This window comes from Peterkaempfera griseoplana (assembly GCF_001418575.1).
GTDB classification, from domain to species: Bacteria; Actinomycetota; Actinomycetes; order Streptomycetales; family Streptomycetaceae; genus Peterkaempfera; species Peterkaempfera griseoplana.
In genome coordinates, this window is record NZ_LIQR01000084.1 from 12,889 (window position 1) to 34,985 (window position 22,097).

A 22,097-nucleotide genomic window follows, 5' to 3' on the forward strand; every position below is an offset into this window, starting at 1 on the left:
CGGGGCCGGCGCCCCGTCGGTGCGGCCAAGGAACGGACACTCGGGCACCTCCTCCTGCCACCCGCGTAGAATCCCCCTGTGCCCAAGGTGACGCGTGACGATGTGGCCAGGCTGGCAGGAACCTCGACCGCGGTCGTCAGCTACGTCATCAACAACGGTCCGCGGCCCGTCGCGCCCGCGACCAAGGAGCGGGTGCTGGCCGCCATCGAGCAGCTCGGCTACCGGCCCAACAGCGTGGCCCAGGCGATGGCCAGCCGCCGCACCAACCTCATCGGCATGGTGGTGCCAGACGCCCGCCAGCCGTTCTTCGCCGAACTGGCGCACGCCGTCGAGCGGGTCGCCTCCGAGCGCGGCAAGCTGGTGCTGATCGGCAACTCCGACTACGTCGACGACCGCGAGGTCCACTATGTCCGCGCCTTCCTCGGCATGCGGGTCTCCGGACTGATCCTGGTGAGCCAGGGCCCGTCCGAGCGGGCCGCGGAGGAGTTCGCCGCCATCGAGGGCGCCCGGGTGGTGCTGCTGCACCGCCGGCCCGAGGCCATCGACGACGTGGCGGTGGTCACCGACGACGTCGGCGGTGCCGAGACCGCCGTACGCCACCTGCTGGAGGTCCACGGGCACCCGTACGTCGCCTGCTTCGGCGGACCGGTGGCCTCCCCGGCCCCCGGCGACCCGGTGGTCGACCACATCGAGGGCTGGATGCGGGCCATGGACGCCCATGGCGTCCCCACCGGGCAGCACCTGGTGGAGGCGCCCTTCGACCGCTACGGCGCCTACCGGGTCGCGCTCGACCTGCTGCGCTCCCCCGACCGGCCGCCGGCGGTCTTCTGCTCCACCGACGACCAGGCCATCGGCGTGCTGAGGGCCGCCCGCGAGGCCGGGCTCCGGGTACCGCAGGACCTGGCTGTGGCCGGCTTCGACGACATCCCCGAGGCCGCCTTCTGCGACCCGCCGCTGACCACCGTCGCCTCCGACCGGGACGCCATGGCGCGCGCCGCGGTGGACCTGGTCCTGGACGACTCCCTCCTGGTCCCGGGCTCCGAGACCGAGCGGGTCCGCCAGTTCCCCAACCGCCTGGTGCTGCGCCGCTCCTGCGGCTGCGGCTGACGGCCGTACGCACCGCGGCCGCGAGCGGCACCCCGGCGCGCCCAGCGCCGCGCCGGTGCGAAGCACCGCTCCGCACACCCCGGACGTGCAGCGTCGCCGAACCGCGGAAACACCGGGCCGACCAGGCCTTATGAGAAACTGACGGGCTTCTCGGGGCCTTCTGAGGCCGCTCTCATCGAAATCTCATCGAGCAGGCGGACCTTGGGTGACATGAGCGAACAGCACCCCGAGCCGCACAGCCCGGCAGACGCCCCCACCACCCCGCCGCAGGTGCTGGAGGGCACCGTCGTCGGGCACCCCTTCGACCATGTCTACCGGGAGGACTTCGGCGCCGCCACCGCAGCCGCCACCGCCCCCGAGCCGGAGCCCGCCCCCTCGCGCGGCCACCGCGCCCGCAGGTCCGGACTGCGCGGGCGGCTGGTGCTGGCCGCCGCCGCGGCGGTACTGGCCGCGACCGCGGGCGGAGCAGCCGGCGCGCTGGTCGCCTCCGGACACGACGGCGGCTCCGCCGTCGCCTCGTCCACCGTGGCCCGCACCGTGGCCGACAGGACCTCCGCCGGCGCCCCCACCGTCGCGGCGATCGCCCAGGCGGTCACCCCCAGCACGGTGGAGATCTCGGTGCGGTCGGACAGCGGTTCCGCCACCGGCACCGGGGTGATCCTCACCTCCACGGGCCAGATCCTCACCAACTACCACGTGATCTCCACCGCGGTGGACAGCGGGGCCGCCATCACGGTGACCTTCTCCGACGGCTCCACCGCCACCGCCACCCTGACCGGCACCGACAAGGCGCTGGACGTCGCCGTGATCAAGGCCTCGGGGGTCAGCGGCCTGACCCCCGCCACCCTGGGCGACTCCGACGCGGTGGCGGTCGGCGACGCCGTGGTGGCCATCGGCTCGCCCGAGGGCCTCACCGGCACCGTCACCTCCGGCATCATCAGCGCCAAGAACCGCAAGGTCACCGTGCAGGTCGACGAGGAGTCCACGCGCGGCAACGGCGGCTTCGGCTACCCCCGGCTGCCCGGCGCCGACGGCTCCTCCGGCCCGTCCGGCTCGTCGTCCGCCACGGCCACCTACAAGGCGCTGCAGACCGACGCCGCGCTCAACCCCGGCAACTCCGGCGGACCGCTGATCAATGCGTCCGGGCAGGTCGTCGGGATCAACTCGGCGATGTACTCCTCCTCCGGATCCAGCTCCGCCGGTGGCCAGTCCGGCTCCATCGGACTGGGCTTCGCCATCCCGATCAACGCGGTGCGCCAGGTTCTGCCGCAGCTCCAGGCCGGCCAGACCCTGTCGGCCTGAGCCGGGCACCGCGGCGCCTCCGCCCTTTACCGCGGCCTCACCCGCCCGGGCGGACAATGGCCGCAGCGGCCGATGCGCAGAACATGTCACTTCCAGCTCCAGCCCCGACCTCACGCACCCGAAGAGGCAGCCCCCATGACTCCCCCCGCCGCCGAACGCTCCCAGCCCGATGCGACCGGCTCCACCGCCCGCATCCTGGTGGTCGACGACGAGCCCGCCCTGCGCGACGCCCTGGAGAGCAGCCTGGCCTTCGAGGGTTATGAGGTCTGCACCGCCACCGACGGCCTGGAGGCCCTGGACGCCGTCCAGCGGGAGCAGCCCGAGCTGGTGCTGCTGGACATCATGATGCCGCGGATGGACGGCCTCACCGCCGTCCGCCGGATGCGGTCGCGCGGCGACACCGTGCCGGTGCTGATGCTCACCGCGCGGGACGCCGTCGGCGACCGGGTCACCGGCCTGGACGTGGGCGCCGACGACTACCTCGCCAAGCCCTTCGAGCTGGACGAGCTGTTCGCCCGGGTGCGGGCGCTGCTGCGCCGCTCCGCACTCGCCGCCGAGGCGGCCCGGCTGGAGGAGGCGGAGGACGACGAACTGCTCTCCTTCGAGGGCCTGCGGATGAACACCGCCACCCGCGACGTCAGCCGCGACGGGCGGCCGGTGGAGCTGACGCGCACCGAGTTCATGCTGCTGGAGATGTTCCTGTCGCACCCCCGGCAGGTCCTCACCCGGGAACAGATCCTCAAGGCGGTGTGGGGCTTCGACTTCGAGCCGTCCTCCAACTCGCTGGACGTGTACGTGATGTACCTGCGCCGCAAGACGGAGGCCGGCGGCAGGCCCCGGCTGATCCAGACCGTCCGCGGGGTCGGTTACGCCCTCCGCCCCGCAGCCAGAGCCGCCTGAACGTGATGTCCCAGCGCGTCCCCCGTGCCACCACCGGGTGGTTCCGCCGCATCCCGATGCGCCGCCGGCTGGCCCTGCTGACCGCCCTGGCGGTCGCGGTGGCGGTGGCGGTCTCCGCCTTCTCCTGCTGGCTGCTGGTCCGCGGACAGCTGTCGACACAGCGCGACGACCGGCTGCAGGAGACCATCAGCCTGCCGCCGAATCACCAGATGTCCCCGGCCGAGGCGGTCCAGCAGTTCTGCATCAACCCGCGCGGCGGTCCGCCGGGGGTGCGGTCGGACAGCACGCTGACCGTGATCACCGCTGCCGGGCAGAGCTGCGTCTCCACCCGCGACTCCAGCGACGGACGCCCGTCCGTGAACCCCACGGCCGCAGATCTTGCGGTCGCCGCCCAGGCCGGCAGCGAGGTGACCCGCGACGGCACCCTGAGCGACGGCACGGAGGCCCGGGTCTACACCCGCAACGTCGGTCCCGGTGTCGCCCTCGCGGTCGCCACCCCCGCCTCGCTGGTGGACGACCAGCTCAACTCGCTCGCCGTACGCCTCGCCATCGTGGCGGCCTGCGGTGTGATCATGGCCTCCAGCGCGGGCCTGCTGGTCGCCCGCGCCTCCCTCAAGCCGGTGGACCGGCTCACCGACGTGGTGGAGCACATCGCACGCACCGAGGAGGTGGGCACCACCATCCCGGTCGAGGGCGAGGACGAGATCGCCCGGCTCAGCGAGTCCTTCAACGCCATGAGCACCGCCCTCGCCAACTCCCGCGACCGGCAGACCCGGCTGATCGCCGACGCCGGACACGAGCTGCGCACCCCGCTCACCTCGCTGCGCACCAACGTCGACCTGCTGGTCCGCAGCGACTCCACCGGCCGGGCGCTGCCCGCGGACACCCGGACCCGGCTGCTGGGCAACATGCAGGCGCAGATGGGCGAGCTGTCCACGCTGATCGGCGACCTGCTGGAGCTGTCCCGGCCCGCCGGCGGCCGCGCCGGGCAGGAGACCACGGTGGTGGCCCTGCACGACATCGCCGCCCGCGCGGTGGACCGGGGCCGGCTGCGCGGTCCCGGTCTGCACTTCGACGTACGCCTGAAGCCCTGGTACGTGCGGGGCAGTGCGCACGCCCTGGAGCGGGCGGTGATCAATCTGCTGGACAACGCGGTGAAGTACAGCCCACCCGGCGGCACCGTCGACGTCTTCCTCGCCGGCGGCCGGCTGACCGTCCGCGACCGCGGACCGGGCATCGCCCCGGACGAGCTGCCCTATGTCTTCGACCGCTTCTGGCGGTCGCCGTCCTCACGGCAGCTGCCGGGCTCGGGGCTGGGTCTGTCGATCGTGGCGCAGACCGTCCGCGACTGCGGCGGCGAGGTGACCCTGGGGGCGGATCCCGACGGGGGCCCCGGCGCCCTGGCGATGCTCCGCCTGCCGGGCTCGCCGACCCCGCCGCCTGCGGCGGCACCGCTGAGCGGCTCGTCCTGAGCTGCGCCGCGCAGGGGGAGGCCCGCAGCACCGGGTGCTGCGGGCCTCCCCCGGGTCGCTGCCGGCGGGGTCAGTCCTGGGCCCCGGCGGTGCCGACGACGGTGACGCGGTCCTCGGCCGGCGGGGCCAGCGGGGCCGCCGCAGTGGAGTGGGCCGTCAGATAGGCGGTGAACACATCCAGGTCGGAGGCGCCCACCAGCTTGTTGGTGCCACCGGCGAAGGCCGCGAAGCCGTCGCCGCCGCCCGCGAGGAACTCGTTCATCGCCACGCGGTAGGTCCTGGCGGGGTCGATCGGCTCACCGTTGAGCTTGATCGTGTCGGCCACCACCCGGTCGGCGCCCGACTTGGTGAGGTCCAGGGTGTAGGTGAGGCCCTTGGACACCTGGAGGATCTTGGGTGCCGCCTCGTTGGCTCCGCTGACCTGCTGCTGCAGCGCGGTGACGATCTGGGCGCCGGTCAGGTCGATCACGTTCATCATGTTGGTGAACGGCTGCACGGTGAACGCCTCGGCGTAGGTCACCACACCGTCGCCCTCACCGCCGGACGCCTGGTACACCAGGTCCGCCCGGATTCCGCCCGGGTTCATGAAGGCGATCTGCGCCCCGCCCTTGTCCGCCGGGGCCAGGCCCTCCAGCTGGGCGTCCGCGATCAGCTCGCCCAGCGGCGTCTCCGGGTCGGTGCTGCCCCGGCCGTTGATGTCCGCGGAGACATAGCCGACGGTGCGGCCGGCGATCGGCGCGGCGATCTTCTGGTAGTAGGCGATCAGGTCGGTGATGTCGCCGGCCTTGGGGACGGTCCGGCGGACCACGTGGTTGGCGGACGTCACCGAGCTGCGGATCACATCGCCGGTGGCACGGTCGATCGGCAGGTCGATCTCGGTGTAGAGCCGGCCGAAGGAGGCGGCGCTGGTCACCCGGCGGGGCTGCCCGGCCGGGTCCGGGATGGTGCAGTTGTACGAGTTGTGGGTGTGGCCGGTGACGATGGCGTCCACCGCCGGGTCGATGTTCTTGGCGATGTCCACGATCGGCCCGGAGATCCCGGCGCCGGCGCTCGGGGAGTCGCAGTTGGCGTCATAGGTGTTGCCGGCCGGGTAGCCGCCCTCGTGGACCAGCGCCACGATGGTCCTGACGCCCTGCTTCTTCAGCTCGGCGGTGTACTTGTTGATCGTCTCGACCTCGTCGCCGAACTTCAGGCCCTTGACCCCGGCCGCGGTGACGATGTTCGGGGTGCCCTTGAGGGTCACTCCGATGAAACCGACCTTGATGCCGTGCACGTTCTTGACCCAGTACGGGGCCAGGATCGGCTTGCCGGTCTTCTCGCTGGTGACATTGGCCGCCAGGTACGGGAAGTCGGCACCCTTGAACGTCCGGCCGTCGGCGTAGCAGCCGTCGGTGGGGTGGCAGCCGCCGTTCTGCAGCCGCAGCAGCTCCGCCGAACCCTCGTCGAACTCGTGGTTGCCCACGCTGGTGACATCGAGGCCGATCTTGTTCATCGCCTCGATGGTCGGCTCGTCGTGGAAGAGCCCGGACAGCAGCGGGCTGGCGCCCACCACGTCGCCGGCCGCCACGGTGAGCGAGTCACGGTGGCCCTTGCGGGCGTCGCGCAGCGCGGTGGCGAGGTACTCGGCGCCGCCGGCCGGGGTGGAGACCACCGCTCCGGTGGCGTCCGTCTCCTTGATGGTGCCCGACGACCCCGACGGGGGTTCGAGGTTGCCGTGGAAGTCGTTGATCGCCAGCAGCTGCAGATTCTCGACGTGCACCTTGGCGGGGTGGTGCGCCGGGCCGTGCCCGTGCTCTGCGGCGGAGGCCGCGGCCCCTGGGATCGCCAGGGCGACGATGCCCGCCGTGGCCGCGCCGGCCAGCAGCAGACGGCGCCGGCGGGTGCCGGTTCTGATGGTCTCGGGCAAGGAAATCCCCTTCAGCGTACGGAGCGTGGCTTGCGCGTGCGGGGGAAGCCTAGAGTCAACGCGCGTAGCTGTCAGGGCCTTACGGGTAACGGGGCGGTTTCAGGTGACACCGCCGGGACCGGGCCGGCCCCCGAAGGAGCCGGCCCGGTGTCACCGGGCGGACCTCAGCCGCAGCGGCGGCCGCTGTTGATGCAGCGGACGACCTGGTTCATCAGCGCCGGTGACATCACATTGACGAAGTCCCCGTGGTCGGTGATGGCCTTGTGCAGTTCCTCGGGGAAGCTGTCCAGGGCGAATTTGCTGCCCTGCGGAATGGCGTAACTGAGCGTCATCCGCAGTTGGGGGATGGCCTTGAAGCCGTTCTGGCAGGTGCCGTCGGCGGCCGGGAAGACCACATGGGTGCGGTGGTTGGCGCTGTCCGTGTTCCGTCCGTCCCAGCAGCTGGGGAAGTCCAGGATGCGTACGGTCCGGGCGCTGCCGCACAGCGGGTACTTGTCCGTCAGCCGGCGGTTGAGCGCGTTGGAGCAGGTCCACTGGGCCCTGGCGTTGGCCGGGCCGTTGGTGACCGCCGCCTTGGCGTCGCCGGTGATGATCCGGAGGAACTGCGGCATCGCGGTGACCCGGGACCTGGCGTTGCCCCGGAACTCCAGCCGGACGCTGCTCGCCTTGATCCTGGTACCGATGTTGTTGTCCGCCTGCCCGCCGAGCTCGCCCGCGTCGCCCTGGTCGCCGGCCCGGGTGATCCGCAGCACCGGCCAGTAGTACGCCGACTTGTCGCCCTGGTTGGCGCAGGTGGTGCCACCCGCGGCCAGGCTGTCGTTGGTGGAGAAGCCGTCGCTGGTCCTGTTGCCCACGTAGTCGTGCACATGGTGGGCGCCGTTCTCGACACCGGGGGCGACGATGAAGTTGGCGGGGTTGTTGTGGTCGCTCACCCCGCAGCGCGAGGTGAAGGTGCCGCTGCGGCCCACGCGGGGGTCGTTGGCGTTGGGCTGGACGGTGCCGATGGCGACGAAGTCCGCGGCGGAGAGCCCGTTGGCGAAGCCGTCGGCGCCCAGCGGGCCACCGGGGTTCTGCTGGCCGCCGGGGTTCTGCTGGCCGCTGCCGGTGCCGCTCTGGCCGCCCTGGCCGCCCTGGCCGCCCTGCGGATTGCCGCTCTGACCGCCCTGCTGGTTGCCGCTCTGGCCGCCCTGCTGGTTGCCACCGCCCGCCTGCCAGCCGCCGGGAGGGCTGCTCTGGCCGCCACCCGCCTGGGCTCCGCCCCCTCCGTTCTGCAGGGAGCACGCCGCCATGCCGGCGAGGTTCTGCGGACGCTGCCCGCCGGTCCGCTCCATCACGATGCCGATCCGGTCGAACAGCGCCACCCGCTGGTCCCGCAGCGGCCCGAGGATCGCGTTCTGCACGAAGTCGGGCCCGCCCTGGCCGTGCGCCGCGCGCAGCCGGGCGTTGGCGTCCTGGGTCAGTGCGTCCACCTGCACCAGGTCCCGGTCCACCTCGGCCCTGGCCTGGCCCGGGACGCTGCCGAGGAGTTCGTTCACTCTCGGGCATGCGATGGTCGCCGCCGCGACGTCGTCGTCCGCGCTGGCGCTCGCGGTGAAGGCGGCATAGCCTCCGCCGCCCAGCGCCAGAGCGGCGGCCACGCCGATGGCCACCGCACGGCCCCTGCGCTCTCCGCGCTGGTGTTGGCTCATGGTGCTCTGCCCTCCGTCGGGGGTGTGTAGGCAATGGCCCGTCGCGAGAGGCGGTCCGTCGGGCGCTGCCGTCCTCTACGCGGGGACTCCGCGGCCGGTTCAGCGGCGCCGCCGCGGGACAGCCGTAAGGTCATGACCATGGACGCTGCTGCCGCGGGGACCAGCCCCGCCGAGGACCGCATCGAGACCGTCTCCGTACCCGTACCGGAGGACGCCCGGCTGATCGCCGCGCTGCTGGAGACCGCCGCCCGGGAGGACGGCCGGGCCGCCGTCTCCGAGCAGGGCCGGCTGCATCTGAGGGCCGAGCGGGCCGGGGTGCGGCACCTGCTCCAGCACGACGGTTACGGCACCCTCGTCGGCTATGCCCAGCTGGACGGCTCGGCCGCGGGCGAGGCCCCCACCGCGGAGCTGGTGGTGGACCCGGCGCACCGCGGGCGCGGGCACGGCCGGCTGCTGGCCGAGGCCGCGCTGAAGGAGGCCGGCGGGTCGCTGCGGGCCTGGGCGCACGGCGGCCACCCGGCGGCCCGCCGGCTCGCCGAGGTGCTGGGTCTGGAGCTCTTCCGGGAGCTGCGGCAGCTGCGCCGGCCGCTGCCGGCCACCCCGGAGGAGCTGGACGCCGAGCTGCCGCAGCCGTCCCTGCCGGACGGGGTGGCGGTGCGCGCCTTCCGGGTCGGCGACGACGAGGGGGCGTGGCTGACGCTGAACGCCACCGCCTTCGCCCACCACCCGGAGCAGGGCGCCTGGACGGAGCGCGACCTGGCGGAGCGGATCGGCGAGCCGTGGTTCGACCCGAACGGGTTCTTCCTGGCGGTGCGGGAGACCCCCGCCGGGGAGGCCCCGGTGGGCTTCCACTGGACCAAGGTGCATCCTCGTACGCCCGGCCAGGACCAGGTCGGCGAGGTGTACGTGCTGGGGGTGGACCCGGCCGAGCAGGGCGGCGGCCTGGGCCGGGCGCTGACCGCGGTGGGGTTGCGGCATCTGGCCGCCGACCGGGGGCTGCGGACGGCGATCCTGTATGTGGACGCCGACAACCCGGCCGCGCTGCGGGTGTACGAGCGGATGGGCTTCACCGTCCACGAGGTGGATCTGATGTACCGCACCAGGAGTGCGTGACCGAAGGATCACTGCTGGTGGCGGCGGCGAAGACGGCGCGACCGACTCAGCTTTCCTGCCCGCCACGCGGTGTTTACCGTGGATTCAACCGCTGTTGCCAAGATCGCGGAATGAAGTCAGCAGTGCCGTCTCCGCGTCGCAGCCGCCATCTGCGCCCGGCCTCGCCGTCGACTGCGGTTCCCATCGCCGCCGTCGCCGTCGCCGGGCGCCCGGCGGGGTATGCGACGGATGAGGAGCCGGCCGTGCCGGACATCACCGTGCAGGAGGAGCTGGAGACCATGGGCAGCACCCCTCGTCCCGTTCGCGCCGTGGAGCAGCCGCCTGCGGGCGGGGCGACCGCGACGCTCGGCATCCCGCTGGTGTCCGGTAACGCCCTGGTGGCGGACGAGCACCCGGCCGAGGTCTTCCCGGAGTTCGAGGAGGAGCTGCCGCAGGGCCGCTTCCTGGACCGGGAGCGCAGCTGGCTGGCGTTCAACGAGCGGGTGCTGGAGCTCGCCGAGGACCCGGAGACCCCGCTGCTGGAGCGGGCCAAGTTCCTGGCGATCTTCGCCAGCAACATGGACGAGTTCTTCATGGTGCGGGTGGCCGGGCTCAAGCGCCGGATCGCCACCGGGGTCGCCACCCGCTCCGCCTCCGGCCTGCAGCCGCGCGAGGTGCTGGAGCAGATCTGGACCCGCTCCCGGGAGCTGATGGCCCGTCAGGCCGCAGACTTCCAGCAGGACGTGCTGCCGGAGCTGGCCGCCGAGGGCATCGAGCTGGTGCGCTGGGACGACCTCACGGACAAGGAGCAGTCCCGGCTGCACACCCTCTTCCGGCAGCGGATCTACCCCGTGCTGACCCCGCTGGCGGTGGACCCGGCACACCCGTTCCCGTACATATCGGGACTCTCCCTCAACCTGGCGGTGGTGGTCCGCAACCCGCTGTCGGGCCACAAGCACTTCGCCCGGGTGAAGGTCCCCCAGTCGCTGAACCGCTTCCTGGAGGCGTCCCCGCAGCGCTACGTCCCGCTGGAGGACGTGATGGGGGCGCACCTGGAGGAGCTCTTCCCGGGCATGGAGGTGCTGGCGCACCACGCCTTCCGGGTGACCCGCAACGAGGACCTCGAGGTCGAGGAGGACGACGCCGAGAACATCCTCAAGGCGCTGGAGAAGGAGCTGATGCGGCGGCGCTTCGGGCCGCCGGTGCGCCTGGAGGTCGAGGAGTCCATCGACCCCTACGTGCTGGACCTGCTGGTCCGCGAGCTCAACATCAGCGAGGCCGAGGTCTACCCGCTGCCCGGCCCGCTGGACCTCACCGGCCTCTTCGGGCTGGCCGAGCAGGACCGGCCCGAGCTGCGCTACCCCAAGTTCGTGGCGGGCACCGCGCGCGGCCTCACCGACGTGGAGTCGGCCTCCGCACCGGACATCTTCGCCGCGATGCGCGAGCGGGACGTGCTGCTGCACCATCCGTACGACTCCTTCTCCACCTCGGTGCAGGCCTTCCTGGAGCAGGCCGCGGCCGACCCGGACGTGCTGGCCATCAAGCAGACGCTCTACCGCACCAGCGGCGACTCCCCGATCGTGGACGCCCTGATCGACGCCGCGGAGTCCGGCAAGCAGGTGCTGGTGCTGGTGGAGATCAAGGCCCGATTCGACGAGCAGGCCAACATCAAGTGGGCCCGCAAGCTGGAGGAGGCCGGCTGCCATGTGGTGTACGGCCTGATCGGGCTGAAGACGCACTGCAAGCTCTCCCTGGTGGTCCGCCAGGAGGGGGAGTCGCTGCGCCGCTACTCGCACGTCGGCACCGGCAACTACCACCCCAAGACGGCCCGCCTCTACGAGGACCTGGGGCTGCTGACCTCGGACCCCCAGGTGGGCGCGGACCTCTCGGACCTGTTCAACCGGCTGTCCGGGTACTCGCGCCGCGAGTCCTACCGGCGGCTGCTGGTGGCGCCGCGCGGACTGCGTGACGGCCTGGTCTCCCGGATCCACGAGGAGATCGCCCACCACCGGGCGGGCCGCCCCGCCCGGGTGCAGATCAAGGTCAACTCGATCGTCGACGAGACCCTGGTGGACGCCCTCTACCGGGCCTCCCAGGCGGGGGTCCCGGTGGATGTGTGGGTGCGCGGCATCTGCGCGGTGCGGCCCGGCGTGGCCGGGCTGTCGGAGAACATCCGGGTGCGCAGCGTACTGGGGCGCTTCCTGGAGCACTCACGGATCTTCGTCTTCGGCAACGGAGGCGATCCCGAGGTGTGGATCGGCAGCGCCGACATGATGCACCGCAACCTCGACCGCCGCATCGAGGCGCTGGTACGGGTGGCCGACCCGGCCCAGCGCGCCGAACTTGCCGGCCTGGTGGAACTGGGCATGTCCGACGAGACGGCCTCCTGGCACCTGGGCCCGGACGGCACCTGGACCCGCCACTGGCACGACGGGGACGGGCGGCGGCTGCGGCACGTCCAGGAACTCCTCATCGAGTCGCGCAGGCGCCGGCGCGGGTCGGCCAACCGCTAGGCCGTACGCGGCCGCCGCCCACCGCTTACGGGGGAACGGGGACCTCTTCCAGATGACCGACGCGCTCTCGCCTGCCTCGCAGTCCACGGCTCCCCCGACGGTTGCCACCGCCGGGGACCCGACTGCCGGGGAGGTGCTCACCGCCCATCTCACCGCCCAGGCGACAGCCTTCCTGCGCGCCCTGCCCACGCTGCGCGGCGAACCCGGCGGCAGATCCGACGAGCAGGGCGAGGAGCTGCTGCGCGCCGTACGGCGGGTCGGCGGGGCCCTGCACACCTTCGCCGGAGCCATGGAGCCGGGCTGGGCACAGGATCTCCGCGACGAACTGCGCTGGCTGCTCGACATGCTGGCCCAGGAGCCGTCCCACAACCGGCGCCTCGCCCGGCTGCTGACCACCCTGGACTCGCTCACCAGGGCGGCCGCCCCGGACCGGCTGCCGGCGCAGCGCGGCGGGGAACCGTCGGCCACCGGGATGCTGGCCGGCCACCCGGGCGCCGCCAAGGCGCGGGCGCTGCTGGAGCGGCAGCTGTCGGTGGCCCGCGCCCGGATCCACACCTCGTCGCTGCAGGAGCTGCGCTCGGCCCGGCTGCATGCGCTGGCCGACCGGATGACCCTGCTCACCGGCGAGGTGCCGCTGGCCGCGTCCTCCAGTGCCCCGGCGAGAGAGGTGCTGCTGCCGCAGGCCGCCGCCGCGCTGGGCGCCCTGGCCCACGCGGCGGAGGAGCTGCCGCTGCTGCGGGCGGGCGCCGCCTACAACGGGGACGCGCGGCACCGGCTGCGCACCGGGGCGCCGCTGCCGGACGCCGACGCCGCCCTGGGCACCGATGACGCGCCGTGGCTGCGGGTACGGATTCTGGTCAAGCGGGCCCGTTATGCCCTCGAGGTGTGCCGGCCGCTGCTGGGCGGGCAGGCGTCGGGGACGGCGGCCCGGCTGGAGTCGCTGAGCCGGGTACTGGACCGCCACCAGGAGGCGGCGGACGCGGCCTCCACCGCCGCCGCGGCGGCCCGGACCCCGCGGATCACCCCGGCGACGGCCTATGTGCTGGGTGTGGTCCATGCGGACCAGCGGCTGGAGGTGGAGGCCGCCCGCTACTCCTTCGGCTGCCAGTGGCCGGAGCTGCGCGGCTCCGACTGGCCCGACTGGCCGGTCCGCTGACTGCTGGCAGCAGGTCGCCGGGCAGGCGCGGAAAGGAGGCCCGGATGCGGACCACCGTACTGGCGGCGGGGGCCGTGCTCTGGCTGCCCGGGGTGTCCGGCGGCGCTGCGCGGCACCCCGCCGAGCTGCGGTTCTGCTGGTTCGAGCCGCTGCTGGCGCTGATCCACCGGCCCAAGTACGACGACTGGTCGATGCCCAAGGGCAAGCTGAAGCCGGGCGAGGACGCCATGGCGGGCGCCCTGCGCGAGGTGCGCGAGGAGACCGGGTTCAGCTGTGTGCTGGGCGCCGCGTTGCCCACCCTGCACTACTCCGCGCAGGGCCGGCCCAAGCAGGTCCGCTACTGGGCGGCGGTGCCGGTGGGCGGCCGCTTCACCGCCAACCGCGAGGTGGACCGTATGGAGTGGCTGCCCGCCGCGGCCGCCCGGGCCCGGCTGACACGGGACCTCGACCGGCTGCTGGTGGACGCCCTGCTGGAGGCGCTGCGGCATGGCGAACATGACATGGTACCGACATTTTCTTGATCCCACCGTGTCCCGTCCGTGAGGAAACCGTTACTACCGACCGCGGTCTCCTTGCGTCCCTCCGAGGTTCACCCTCCGTTCATTCACGCCCGCCTGACGCTTCACCTCTCCGGCCTAACGTCATCTTCATCGACGCCCGTCACGGTCGTCACGACACCGAGAAGCCCCAGGTCAGGACAGTCGGGGCTGCCAGAAAGGGACACACAGTGAAGCTCCAGCGGAACGGCCGCTCCAAGGCCCTCGCAATCGGCGCCCTGGCGGTCGTCAGCTCGCTGTCGCTCGCAGCGTGCGGCTCTGACGACAACAACAAGACCTCCAGCTCGGCCGCTCCCAGCGTCTCCTCCTCGGCCGGCGGCAGCACCAGCGCCGCCGCCGACTGCGGCAAGGGCGGCCAGCTGCTCGGTGCGGGCTCCACCGCCCAGGCCAACGCGATCGAGGTCTGGAAGGCCGCCTTCCAGGCCCAGTGCTCCGGCACCGTGATCAACTACAACGGCAACGGCTCCGGCGCCGGCGTCGCCAACTTCAACCAGGGCAAGGTCGCCTTCGCCGGCTCCGACGCCGCCCTGAAGCCCGAGGAGGTCACCGCCTCCAAGACGGTCTGCACCGGCGGCCAGGGCATCGACCTCCCGATGGTCGGCGGCGCGGTCGCGATCGCCTACAACGTCGACGGCGTCGACAACCTGGTGCTGGACGGCCCCACGCTGGCCAAGATCTTCGACAGCAAGATCACCAAGTGGAACGACCCGGCCATCGCCAAGCTCAACCCGGGCGCCAAGCTGCCGGACGCCAACATCCAGGCCTTCCACCGCGCTGACGACTCCGGCACCACCAAGAACGTCACCGCCTACTTCGCGGCCGCCGGCGGCAAGGACGCGTGGCCCTACGAGCCCGACAAGAAGTGGGCCGGCAAGGGCGGCCAGGCCGCGACCGGCAGCGCCGGCCTCGCGGGCCAGGTCAAGCAGCAGAAGAACTCGATCACCTATGTCGAGCTCTCCTACGCGCAGACCAACAGCCTGAAGACCGCCAAGATCGCCACCGGTGCCGCGCAGCCCGTGGACGCGACCGCCGAGGCCGCTGCCAAGACCATCGGCCTCGCCAAGGTCGTCGGCACCGGCAACGACCTGGCCCTCTCCCTCGACTACGCCACCAAGGCCGACGGCGCCTACCCGATCGTCCTGGTGACCTACGAGATCGTCTGCGACAAGGGCAACAAGGCCGACACCCTCCCCGGCGTCAAGGCCTTCCTGAACTACACCATCAGCGACGCGGCCCAGCAGGCCATCGCCGACAAGGGCTACGTCCCGCTGCCGGCCGAGGTCGCCACCAAGGTGAAGGCGATCATCCCGACCCTCGCCTGATCCATCGGGTCCCCCATGTGACACGTGTGGCCGGCCCCGGAGGAGGGGGTGGGGCCGGCCACACGCACCCGCCTCCCTCCTCCCGCCGACGCAACCGACAGTCCGGTGCACCGCCGCCAGGCGCCGCCCACCACAGGGGCAGGCGCCTTCAGACCGGAGACGACCATGGACACACCCTCGCCGACCGTCCCCCAGGACCGGGACGACGGCCGCAACCACCCGCCGCACGACACCGTCGACCTCCCCGCGCAGCTGCCCTCCGCCCTTGCGCAGGCCACCGGACAGAGCGGGGTCAGCTCCCCGCCCAAGGCCGGGAACCGCATCGGGGACACTCTCTTCCTCGCCGCCTCCCGGGGCTCGGGCATCCTGCTGCTCTGCATCATGGCCGCGATCGCGATCTTCCTCGGCTGGCAGGCCAGCAAGTCGATCGGCTCCAACCACGGCAACTTCTTCACCACCTTCGAGTGGAACGCCGACGCCACACCGCCGGTCTTCGGCATCGCCGTCCTACTCTTCGGCACCGTGGTCAGCTCGGTCATCGCCATGGCCGTCGCCGTACCGGTCGCCATGGGCATCGCCCTGTTCATCTCGCACTACGCACCGCGCCGCCTGGCCCAGCCGATCGCCTACCTGGTCGACCTGCTCGCCGCGGTGCCCAGCATCGTCTACGGCCTCTGGGGCGCCCTCTTCCTGGTGCCGCACATGAACGGCCTGACCTCCTGGATGAACGACTACCTCGGCTGGACGTACGTCTTCGGCCAGAGCGACAGCGTCGCCGGCAGCGCGCCGCGCAACCTGTTCACCGTCGGGGTGCTGCTCGCCATCATGATCCTGCCGATCATCACCGCGGTCAGCCGCGAGGTCTTCCGGCAGGTTCCGCGGATGCACGAGGAGGCCGCACTGGCCCTCGGCGCCACCCGCTGGGAGATGATCCGCACCGCCGTGCTGCCCTTCGGCCGCCCCGGCGTGATCAGCGCCTCCATGCTGGGCCTGGGCCGCGCCCTCGGCGAGACCATGGCGGTCGCCACCGTGCTCTCCCCCTCGGACAAGCTCAATCTGCACATCATGGACCCGGGCGGCGGCACCTTCGCCCAGAACATCGCCGCCAAGTTCGGCGAGGCCTTCGACAACGGCCGCAGTGCCCTGATCGCCTCGGGCCTGATGCTGTTCGTGATCACCCTGCTGGTCAACGCGGGGGCGCGGATGATCATCGCCCGCCGCAAGGAGTTCTCGGGGGCCAACGCATGAGCGCGCAAGCCAACCACCGCGCCACCTCCCCGCTGGCCGGCCGGACCCTCACCAGCGGCCGGCTGCCCACGTGGGCGCCCGCCGCCACCGCCGTCGCCGCCATCGCGGTCGGCTGCGCCATCGGCGCCGGCGCCGGCCTCTCCAGCCACATCCAGTGGGGCCTGATCGCCGCGCTGCTCTTCGTGGCGGGCAACTACGCCGTGGCCGCCCGGGTCGAGGGGCCCCGGCAGGCCAAGGACCGGCTGGCCACCAGCCTGGTCTGGGTCTGCTTCATCCTCGCGGTGATCCCGCTGGTCTCGCTGACCGTCTACACCATCCAGAAGGGCGCCGGCGTCATCAGCGGCACCTTCCTCACCCACTCCATGAACGGCGTGATCAGCTCCGAGCCCGGCGGCGGCATCTACCACGCCATCATGGGCACCCTGGAGCAGGTCGGCCTGGCCACCCTGATCGCCGCACCGATCGGCCTGCTGACCGCCGTCTACCTGGTGGAGTACGGCAGGGGCAGGCTCGCCCGCACCGTCACCTTCTTCGTGGACGTGATGACCGGCGTCCCCTCGATCGTGGCCGGACTCTTCGTCCTCTCCTTCTGGATCATCATCCTGGGCTTCAGCTTCTCCGGCTTCGCCGGCAGCATGGCGCTCTCCATCCTGATGATGCCGGTGGTCGTCCGCTCCACGGAGGAGATGCTCAAGCTCGTCCCCAACGAGCTGCGCGAGGCCTCCTACGCGCTGGGCGTCCCCAAGTGGAAAACCATCGTGCGGATCGTCATCCCCACCGCCATCGGCGGCATCACCACCGGCATCATGCTGGCCATCGCCCGCATCACCGGTGAGACCGCCCCCGTGCTGCTGCTCTGCTTCACCACGGACGTCATCAACACCAACCCGTTCCAGGACGCACAGGAGTCACTGCCGCTCTACATCTGGCACCAGTACTCGCTGGGCAACGACCAGACCTACGCCCGCGCCTGGGGCGCGGCGCTGGTACTGATCGCCATTGTGATGGGCCTGAACCTCATCGCGCGGGGCATCGCGCGCTGGCGTTCGCCCAAGGCCGGCCACTGACACCCCCTGACGACGGAACGAGAGAAGAAACATCATGGCCAAGCGCATCGACGTCAGCGGACTGTCGGCCTACTACGGATCCTTCAAGGGCATCGAGGACATCTCGATGACCATCGAGCCCCGCTCGGTGACGGCCTTCATCGGCCCCTCCGGCTGCGGCAAGTCCACCTTCCTGCGCACCCTCAACCGGATGCACGAGGTGATCCCCGGCGCCCGCGTCGAGGGCAAGGTGATGCTGGACGACGAGAACCTCTACGGCGCGGGCGTCGACCCGGTCGCCGTACGCCGCACCGTCGGCATGGTCTTCCAGCGGCCCAACCCGTTCCCCACCATGTCCATCTACGACAACGTGGTGGCCGGCCTGCGGCTCGCCGGGGTACGCAAGAAGTCCCTGCTGGACGCCGTGGTGGAGAAGTCCCTCAAGGGCGCCAACCTCTGGAACGAGGTCAAGGACCGGCTGAACAAGCCCGGCGCCGGCCTCTCCGGCGGCCAGCAGCAGCGGCTCTGCATCGCCCGCGCCATCGCGGTCGAGCCCCAGGTGCTGCTGATGGACGAGCCCTGCTCCGCACTGGACCCGATCTCCACCCTCGCCGTCGAGGACCTGATCGGTGAGCTGAAGTCCCAGTTCACCATCGTGATCGTGACCCACAACATGCAGCAGGCCGCCCGGGTCAGCGACCGCACCGCCTTCTTCAACCTGGCCGGCGTCGGCCAGCCCGGCCGGCTGGTGGAGATCGACGACACCCAGCGGATCTTCTCCAACCCCTCCGTCCAGGCCACCGAGGACTACATCTCGGGCCGCTTCGGCTGAGCCCCCGGACTGTCCCGCGGTGCTGCATGGCGGTGCCGCCGCGGGACATGCAGAAGGGCCCGCCCCCTCTCGGGGGGCGGGCCCTTTTCGTCCGCGGACGTCAGTTGACGGCCAGCACGAAACCGTGGGCGATCCAGTAGACGACGGCCGCCACGACCGCCGCTGCGGGCATGGTGATGAACCAGCCCATCACGATGTTCTGCGCCACACCCCAGCGCACCGCCCGGACCCGTTTGGTGGCCCCCACGCCCATGATCGCCGAGGTGATCACATGGGTGGTGGAGATCGGCGCCATGAAGACATAGGCCGTGGTGTAGAGGATGCCGGCCGCGGTGGTCTCCGCGGCGAAGCCCTGCGGCGGATCCAGCTCGATGATCTTGCGACCCAGGGTGCGCATGATCCGCCAGCCGCCCGCGTAGGTGCCCAGCGACAGCATCAGCGCGCAGGAGATCTTGACCCAGACCGGGATGCCGTTGCCCTCCTGCGCCCCCGAGATGGTCAGCGCCAGCACCACCACACCCATGGTCTTCTGGGCGTCCTGCAGACCGTGGCCCAGCGCCATGGCCGCCGCCGAACCGGTCTGGGCGATCCGGAAACCACGCTTGGCCTTGTGCGGGTTCACCCGGCGGAACAGCCAGAGGATCAGCAGCATCATCAGATAACCGCAGATCAGACCCACCACGGGGGAGAGGAACATCGGAATGATGATCTTCTGCACCACCCCGCTCCAGATCACATCCGTCCCCCCGGCCAGCGCCGCCCCCACCATGCCGCCGAAGAGCGCATGCGAGGAGGACGACGGCAGACCGAAGTACCAGGTGGCGAGGTTCCAGGCGATGGCTCCGACCAGGGAGGCGAAGAGGATGGTCATCCCCTGGCTGCCGGTCGGGGTCTCGATGATCCCCTTGGAGACGGTGTGGGCCACGCCGGTCCCCAGGAAGGCTCCGGCCAGGTTCATCACCGCTGCCATGGCCAGGGCGGCCCTGGGGGTGAGCGCCCTGGTGGAGACCGAGGTGGCGATGGCGTTGGCGGAGTCGTGGAAGCCGTTCGTGTACGTGAAGAAGAAGGCGACGCCGACGACGACGACGAGTGCGGCGGTGTCCACCTGGTTCAGGACTCCTTGACGGCGATGGTCTCGACCGTGTTCGCCACGTGCTCGAAGGCGTCGGCCGCCTCCTCAAGGACATCCACGATCTGCTTCAGCTTCAGCACCTCGATGGCCTCGTACTGGCCGCTGAAGAGATGGGCGAGCAGCTTGCGGTGGATCTGGTCGGCCTGGTTCTCCAGCCGGTTGATCTCGATCCAGTACTCGGTCAGGTTCGACATGGTGCGCAGGTTGGGCATCGCCTCGGCGGTGAGCTCGGCGGCCCGGGCGAGGACCTCGATCTGCTGCTCGATCCCCTGCGGAAGCTGCTGGACGTCATAGAGGACGACCAGGTCGACGGCCTCCTCCATGAAGTCCATGATGTCGTCCAGCGAGGACGCCAGGGAGTAGATGTCCTCCCGGTCGAAGGGCGTGATGAACGAGGAGTTCAGCTGGTGGAAGATGGCGTGGGTACTGTCGTCACCCGCGTGCTCGGCGGCGCGCATGCGCTCGGCGATCTCTGAGCGGGCTGCGACGTCGGAGCCGAGCAGTTCGAGCAGGAGCTTGGAGCCGGTGACGAGGTTCTCCGCCGCGGCGGCGAACATGTCGTAGAAGCTCGTCTCCCTTGGGGCCAGACGAAAGCGCACAGAAATCTCCGGTGTGCAGGGTGCGGACTTGTCGATGCTAGGCGCTGTTGGCTCGAAACACGCAAACCGGGGTGGCGGGCCCATCGGACGCACCTGGGCGCCTGCCCCGCCGTCCCCCGGTGATGCGCGCCCTCAGTGTGCCGGACCACCAGCCCGAACGCTGCCCCCGTGCACCAGTGGATACCGTCGCGTGACCTGCTGACCGGGACCGCGCCCCCCTACCCTGGAGGGCATGACCGCTTTGGAGGAACTGCCCGATCCGGCCACACCGGGCGTGCACGGCTACAGCAAACAGAAGGACGAGCACCAGAAGCGGCTGCGCCGGATCGAGGGCCAGGTCCGGGGACTGCAGCGGATGGTCGAGGAGGACGTCTACTGCATCGACATCCTGACCCAGGTCTCGGCCTCCACCAAGGCGCTGCAGGCCTTCGCGCTGAACCTGCTGGAGGAGCACCTCAAGCACTGCGTGGCCGCCGCCGTGGAACAGGGCGGCCCCGAAGCGGACGCCAAGGTGGCCGAGGCCACCGCCGCCATCGCACGGCTGCTGCGCACCTGACCGGCGCCGCCGCCCGCGCTAGGAATTGCGCGGCAGCGGCACCCGGGGCGCATCGCCCTCACCAGCCCGGCCGACCTTGAGCACCTCGTCGATCCGGGCCGGCGTGAGCCGGTCCTCCCCGCTGGACGAGGCAGCGATCATCAGGTCGCCGCACATCTCGATCTCGTCGAGGGCCACGTGGTCGTGGACACCCGCTCCGCGCGGAGCCGCCACGCACACCACCTCCTCGTCGTCGAGCCCACATGCCCTTGCCATACCGGTGGTGCAGGAGCCGCCGCACACCGAGCGGAGGACGGCCCACCCCCTTCATTCCAGGGTAGGCAGCCGGCGCCCGCTCCACATGGCACGGACGGGCCATTTGCGCCCCACCCGAAGGGTCCGCACCACCCCGTACGCCCCCTGTGTCCCACACGGTCCGCAGCACGGACGACGCCCCGGTCCGCCGTCCGCTGGCGGCACGGGGCGTCCGCGCTCACCCGGAGGCGCCGTCCGCCTTCATCACGACGACATCGCGGGCGGGGGGCTCGGCCGCCTGCACCGCGCCGCCGAAGTCCGAGAGCGATGTGGTGGACGTCACCACCACGCGGTCCTTCTTGGCCGTCGAACCCGGCACCGAGGAGAAGGTGAAGACCTCCACGACCTTGTGCAGCCGCCCCTGCCCGTCCAGCCAGACGTCGAAGGGCACCTTCTTGACGGTGAAGGTCCCCGCGGCCATCCGCAGCCCGTCGGCCGCCGGACCGCCGGTGGCGTCCGCGGCCTTGGCCAGATCCAGAGTGCCGCGGTAGTGCTTGAGGACCACCCCGCCGACCGTTTCCGTACCCACCAGCCGGGCCGACCGGGCACCGCGCAGCGCACCGGCCGCGGTGGCCGGGTCGGTGGTGCCGCTGCTCACCAGGTTGCCGTCCGGAAGCTGCTTGACCTGCAGCTTCACCCATTTGCCCGCAGGCACCCTGGCGCCGCTGTTCTGCAGGTAGACCACGCCGGGCAGGACCACCTCCGTCATCCTGCCCTTGGTCGCCGCGCCGGGCGGGAGCAGCACCGACACGGTGCCGATGCGCTTGGCGTAGTCGTAGACCCCGGTGCCGTGGAACTCGGCCTTCTTCCCGGGGGATTTGGTGACCACATGGGTGGCGGTGCGGGCCGAGCCGGAGTGGCCGGTGATGTCGGCGGCGCTGCGGACCGCGGTGAGCGGGTCCGCCGCCAGGCGGTCCATGGAGGCGGACCGCGTCGACTGCGCGTCCGCGCCGCCCACGCCGGTGCAGCCGGCCGTACCGGCCAGCGCGGCGAGCAGGACGGCCGCCGCTCCGGCGGAACCGATCGAGCGGCGCGTCCGGAGGGTGGTCCGGACGGTGTTGCCGCAATCCCGACGCTTCATCAGCTCTGAGCCCCCTAGGGTCCTGGTGTCCGGCCGGTCACGCGGGCCTCTGCCCGTGACCGTGCTGCGTTGTGTGCCGCTCCCCGTGCCGGGGCCCACCCGCGCGCACGGGGGATTCCCCTTCCGGATAACGAGACGGCCGGCCCGGGGTTACGGCTCGAGGGGCGCACCGCCCGGTGCGCGCGTTACCGTGATGCACGTGCCCAGCGAGATGCGCCCCCGGCCGCAGGCCGGACAGGGCGCCACCGGCTGTCCCGACCGCGTCCCTCTCCCCCGGAGGGTCCACCCCCCGTC

Annotated in this window: 19 protein-coding genes; 13 read left to right on the forward strand and 6 right to left on the reverse strand. The window is 71.7% G+C overall.

Features of this window, described 5'->3' with window-relative positions:
* Positions 1-78: 78 nt before the first annotated feature.
* From AOK09_RS06645 to AOK09_RS06660, 4 genes are all read left to right on the forward strand, one after another.
* Complete coding sequence (locus tag AOK09_RS06645) at positions 79-1,107, forward strand: LacI family DNA-binding transcriptional regulator (protein WP_055586177.1); 1,029 nt, start codon at positions 79-81, stop codon at positions 1,105-1,107.
* Between the two features lie 210 nt (positions 1,108-1,317).
* Positions 1,318-2,409, forward strand: coding sequence for a S1C family serine protease (locus AOK09_RS06650; protein ID WP_055586178.1), 1,092 nt, complete (start codon positions 1,318-1,320; stop codon positions 2,407-2,409).
* 135 nt (positions 2,410-2,544) lie between these two features.
* Entirely contained in the window at positions 2,545-3,309 is a 765-nt protein-coding gene (locus AOK09_RS06655; RefSeq protein ID WP_055586179.1) for a response regulator transcription factor, read from the forward strand.
* A 5-nt stretch (positions 3,310-3,314) separates the two neighbouring features.
* Positions 3,315-4,781 (forward strand): sensor histidine kinase, encoded by a 1,467-nt coding sequence (locus AOK09_RS06660; protein ID WP_055586180.1) that lies wholly within the window; start codon positions 3,315-3,317, stop codon positions 4,779-4,781.
* Positions 4,782-4,851: 70 nt separating this feature from the next.
* Here the strand turns inward: AOK09_RS06660 and AOK09_RS06665 are convergent, their stop codons facing one another.
* Both AOK09_RS06665 and AOK09_RS06670 read right to left on the reverse strand, forming a co-directional pair.
* A complete protein-coding gene (locus AOK09_RS06665; RefSeq protein ID WP_079062809.1) occupies positions 4,852-6,687 on the reverse strand; it encodes a bifunctional metallophosphatase/5'-nucleotidase in 1,836 nt (611 codons plus the stop codon).
* A gap of 164 nt (positions 6,688-6,851) precedes the next feature.
* Positions 6,852-8,375, reverse strand: a complete 1,524-nt coding sequence (locus AOK09_RS06670) for a DUF1996 domain-containing protein (RefSeq protein WP_055586181.1) — start codon at positions 8,373-8,375, stop codon at positions 6,852-6,854.
* Between the two features lie 138 nt (positions 8,376-8,513).
* Between AOK09_RS06670 and mshD the strand changes: the two genes are divergently transcribed.
* The 8 genes from mshD to pstB all read left to right on the forward strand — a co-directional run bounded on the left by mshD (position 8,514) and on the right by pstB (position 18,141).
* Entirely contained in the window at positions 8,514-9,488 is a 975-nt protein-coding gene (mshD, locus tag AOK09_RS06675; protein ID WP_245687155.1) for a mycothiol synthase, read from the forward strand.
* A 278-nt stretch (positions 9,489-9,766) separates the two neighbouring features.
* A complete protein-coding gene (locus AOK09_RS06680; RefSeq protein ID WP_055586198.1) occupies positions 9,767-11,980 on the forward strand; it encodes an RNA degradosome polyphosphate kinase in 2,214 nt (737 codons plus the stop codon).
* A 52-nt stretch (positions 11,981-12,032) separates the two neighbouring features.
* Positions 12,033-13,136, forward strand: a complete 1,104-nt coding sequence (locus tag AOK09_RS06685) for a CHAD domain-containing protein (RefSeq protein ID WP_055586183.1) — start codon at positions 12,033-12,035, stop codon at positions 13,134-13,136.
* A gap of 44 nt (positions 13,137-13,180) precedes the next feature.
* Positions 13,181-13,657 (forward strand): NUDIX hydrolase, encoded by a 477-nt coding sequence (locus tag AOK09_RS06690; protein ID WP_055586184.1) that lies wholly within the window; start codon positions 13,181-13,183, stop codon positions 13,655-13,657.
* 206 nt (positions 13,658-13,863) lie between these two features.
* The gene (gene pstS / locus AOK09_RS06695; RefSeq protein WP_055586185.1) at positions 13,864-15,015 is read left to right on the forward strand and encodes a phosphate ABC transporter substrate-binding protein PstS; all 1,152 of its coding nucleotides are present in this window, start codon (positions 13,864-13,866) and stop codon (positions 15,013-15,015) included.
* 165 nt (positions 15,016-15,180) lie between these two features.
* Positions 15,181-16,263: a phosphate ABC transporter permease subunit PstC gene (gene pstC, locus AOK09_RS06700; RefSeq protein WP_079062810.1), complete on the forward strand. Its 1,083-nt coding sequence runs from the start codon at positions 15,181-15,183 to the stop codon at positions 16,261-16,263.
* The gene (gene pstA / locus AOK09_RS06705) at positions 16,260-17,330 is read left to right on the forward strand and encodes a phosphate ABC transporter permease PstA (RefSeq protein ID WP_055586186.1); all 1,071 of its coding nucleotides are present in this window, start codon (positions 16,260-16,262) and stop codon (positions 17,328-17,330) included. Before pstC ends, pstA begins: the two co-directional genes overlap by 4 nt.
* A gap of 34 nt (positions 17,331-17,364) precedes the next feature.
* Positions 17,365-18,141, forward strand: coding sequence for a phosphate ABC transporter ATP-binding protein PstB (gene pstB, locus AOK09_RS06710; RefSeq protein ID WP_055586187.1), 777 nt, complete (start codon positions 17,365-17,367; stop codon positions 18,139-18,141).
* Between the two features lie 100 nt (positions 18,142-18,241).
* Here pstB and AOK09_RS06715 read toward each other — a convergent pair whose 3' ends face one another.
* Both AOK09_RS06715 and AOK09_RS06720 read right to left on the reverse strand, forming a co-directional pair.
* The gene (locus tag AOK09_RS06715; protein WP_055586188.1) at positions 18,242-19,246 is read right to left on the reverse strand and encodes an inorganic phosphate transporter; all 1,005 of its coding nucleotides are present in this window, start codon (positions 19,244-19,246) and stop codon (positions 18,242-18,244) included.
* 5 nt (positions 19,247-19,251) lie between these two features.
* Complete coding sequence (locus tag AOK09_RS06720) at positions 19,252-19,872, reverse strand: DUF47 domain-containing protein (RefSeq protein ID WP_055586189.1); 621 nt, start codon at positions 19,870-19,872, stop codon at positions 19,252-19,254.
* 232 nt (positions 19,873-20,104) lie between these two features.
* On the opposite strand from AOK09_RS06720, the gene AOK09_RS06725 reads away from it, so the two are divergent.
* Positions 20,105-20,428: a metal-sensitive transcriptional regulator gene (locus AOK09_RS06725; protein WP_055586190.1), complete on the forward strand. Its 324-nt coding sequence runs from the start codon at positions 20,105-20,107 to the stop codon at positions 20,426-20,428.
* A gap of 18 nt (positions 20,429-20,446) precedes the next feature.
* On the opposite strand, the gene AOK09_RS06730 is transcribed toward AOK09_RS06725, so the two are convergent.
* Together AOK09_RS06730 and AOK09_RS38870 are read right to left on the reverse strand one after the other, a co-directional pair.
* Positions 20,447-20,683 carry a hypothetical protein gene (locus tag AOK09_RS06730; protein WP_157875814.1) on the reverse strand — a complete coding sequence of 79 codons (237 nt, stop codon included), beginning with the start codon at positions 20,681-20,683 and terminating at the stop codon, positions 20,447-20,449.
* A 217-nt stretch (positions 20,684-20,900) separates the two neighbouring features.
* A complete protein-coding gene (locus AOK09_RS38870) occupies positions 20,901-21,803 on the reverse strand; it encodes a LolA-like protein (RefSeq protein WP_055586192.1) in 903 nt (300 codons plus the stop codon).
* Positions 21,804-22,097 lie beyond the last annotated feature (294 nt).

Bases quoted from the DNA above. Each gene is read 5' to 3' on its own strand.
- AOK09_RS06650 (WP_055586178.1), top strand. From the start codon at position 1,318: ATGAGCGAACAGCACCCCGAGCCGCACAGCCCGGCAGACGCCCCCACC.
- AOK09_RS06655 (WP_055586179.1), top strand. From the start codon at position 2,545: ATGACTCCCCCCGCCGCCGAACGCTCCCAGCCCGATGCGACCGGCTCC.
- AOK09_RS06660 (WP_055586180.1), top strand. From the start codon at position 3,315: ATGTCCCAGCGCGTCCCCCGTGCCACCACCGGGTGGTTCCGCCGCATC.
- AOK09_RS06670 (WP_055586181.1), bottom strand. From the start codon at position 8,375: ATGAGCCAACACCAGCGCGGAGAGCGCAGGGGCCGTGCGGTGGCCATC.
- mshD (WP_245687155.1), top strand. From the start codon at position 8,514: ATGGACGCTGCTGCCGCGGGGACCAGCCCCGCCGAGGACCGCATCGAG.
- AOK09_RS06680 (WP_055586198.1), top strand. From the start codon at position 9,767: ATGGGCAGCACCCCTCGTCCCGTTCGCGCCGTGGAGCAGCCGCCTGCG.
- AOK09_RS06685 (WP_055586183.1), top strand. From the start codon at position 12,033: ATGACCGACGCGCTCTCGCCTGCCTCGCAGTCCACGGCTCCCCCGACG.
- AOK09_RS06690 (WP_055586184.1), top strand. From the start codon at position 13,181: ATGCGGACCACCGTACTGGCGGCGGGGGCCGTGCTCTGGCTGCCCGGG.
- pstC (WP_079062810.1), top strand. From the start codon at position 15,181: ATGGACACACCCTCGCCGACCGTCCCCCAGGACCGGGACGACGGCCGC.
- pstA (WP_055586186.1), top strand. From the start codon at position 16,260: ATGAGCGCGCAAGCCAACCACCGCGCCACCTCCCCGCTGGCCGGCCGG.
- pstB (WP_055586187.1), top strand. From the start codon at position 17,365: ATGGCCAAGCGCATCGACGTCAGCGGACTGTCGGCCTACTACGGATCC.
- AOK09_RS06725 (WP_055586190.1), top strand. From the start codon at position 20,105: ATGACCGCTTTGGAGGAACTGCCCGATCCGGCCACACCGGGCGTGCAC.
- AOK09_RS06730 (WP_157875814.1), bottom strand. From the start codon at position 20,683: ATGGCAAGGGCATGTGGGCTCGACGACGAGGAGGTGGTGTGCGTGGCG.
- AOK09_RS38870 (WP_055586192.1), bottom strand. From the start codon at position 21,803: ATGAAGCGTCGGGATTGCGGCAACACCGTCCGGACCACCCTCCGGACG.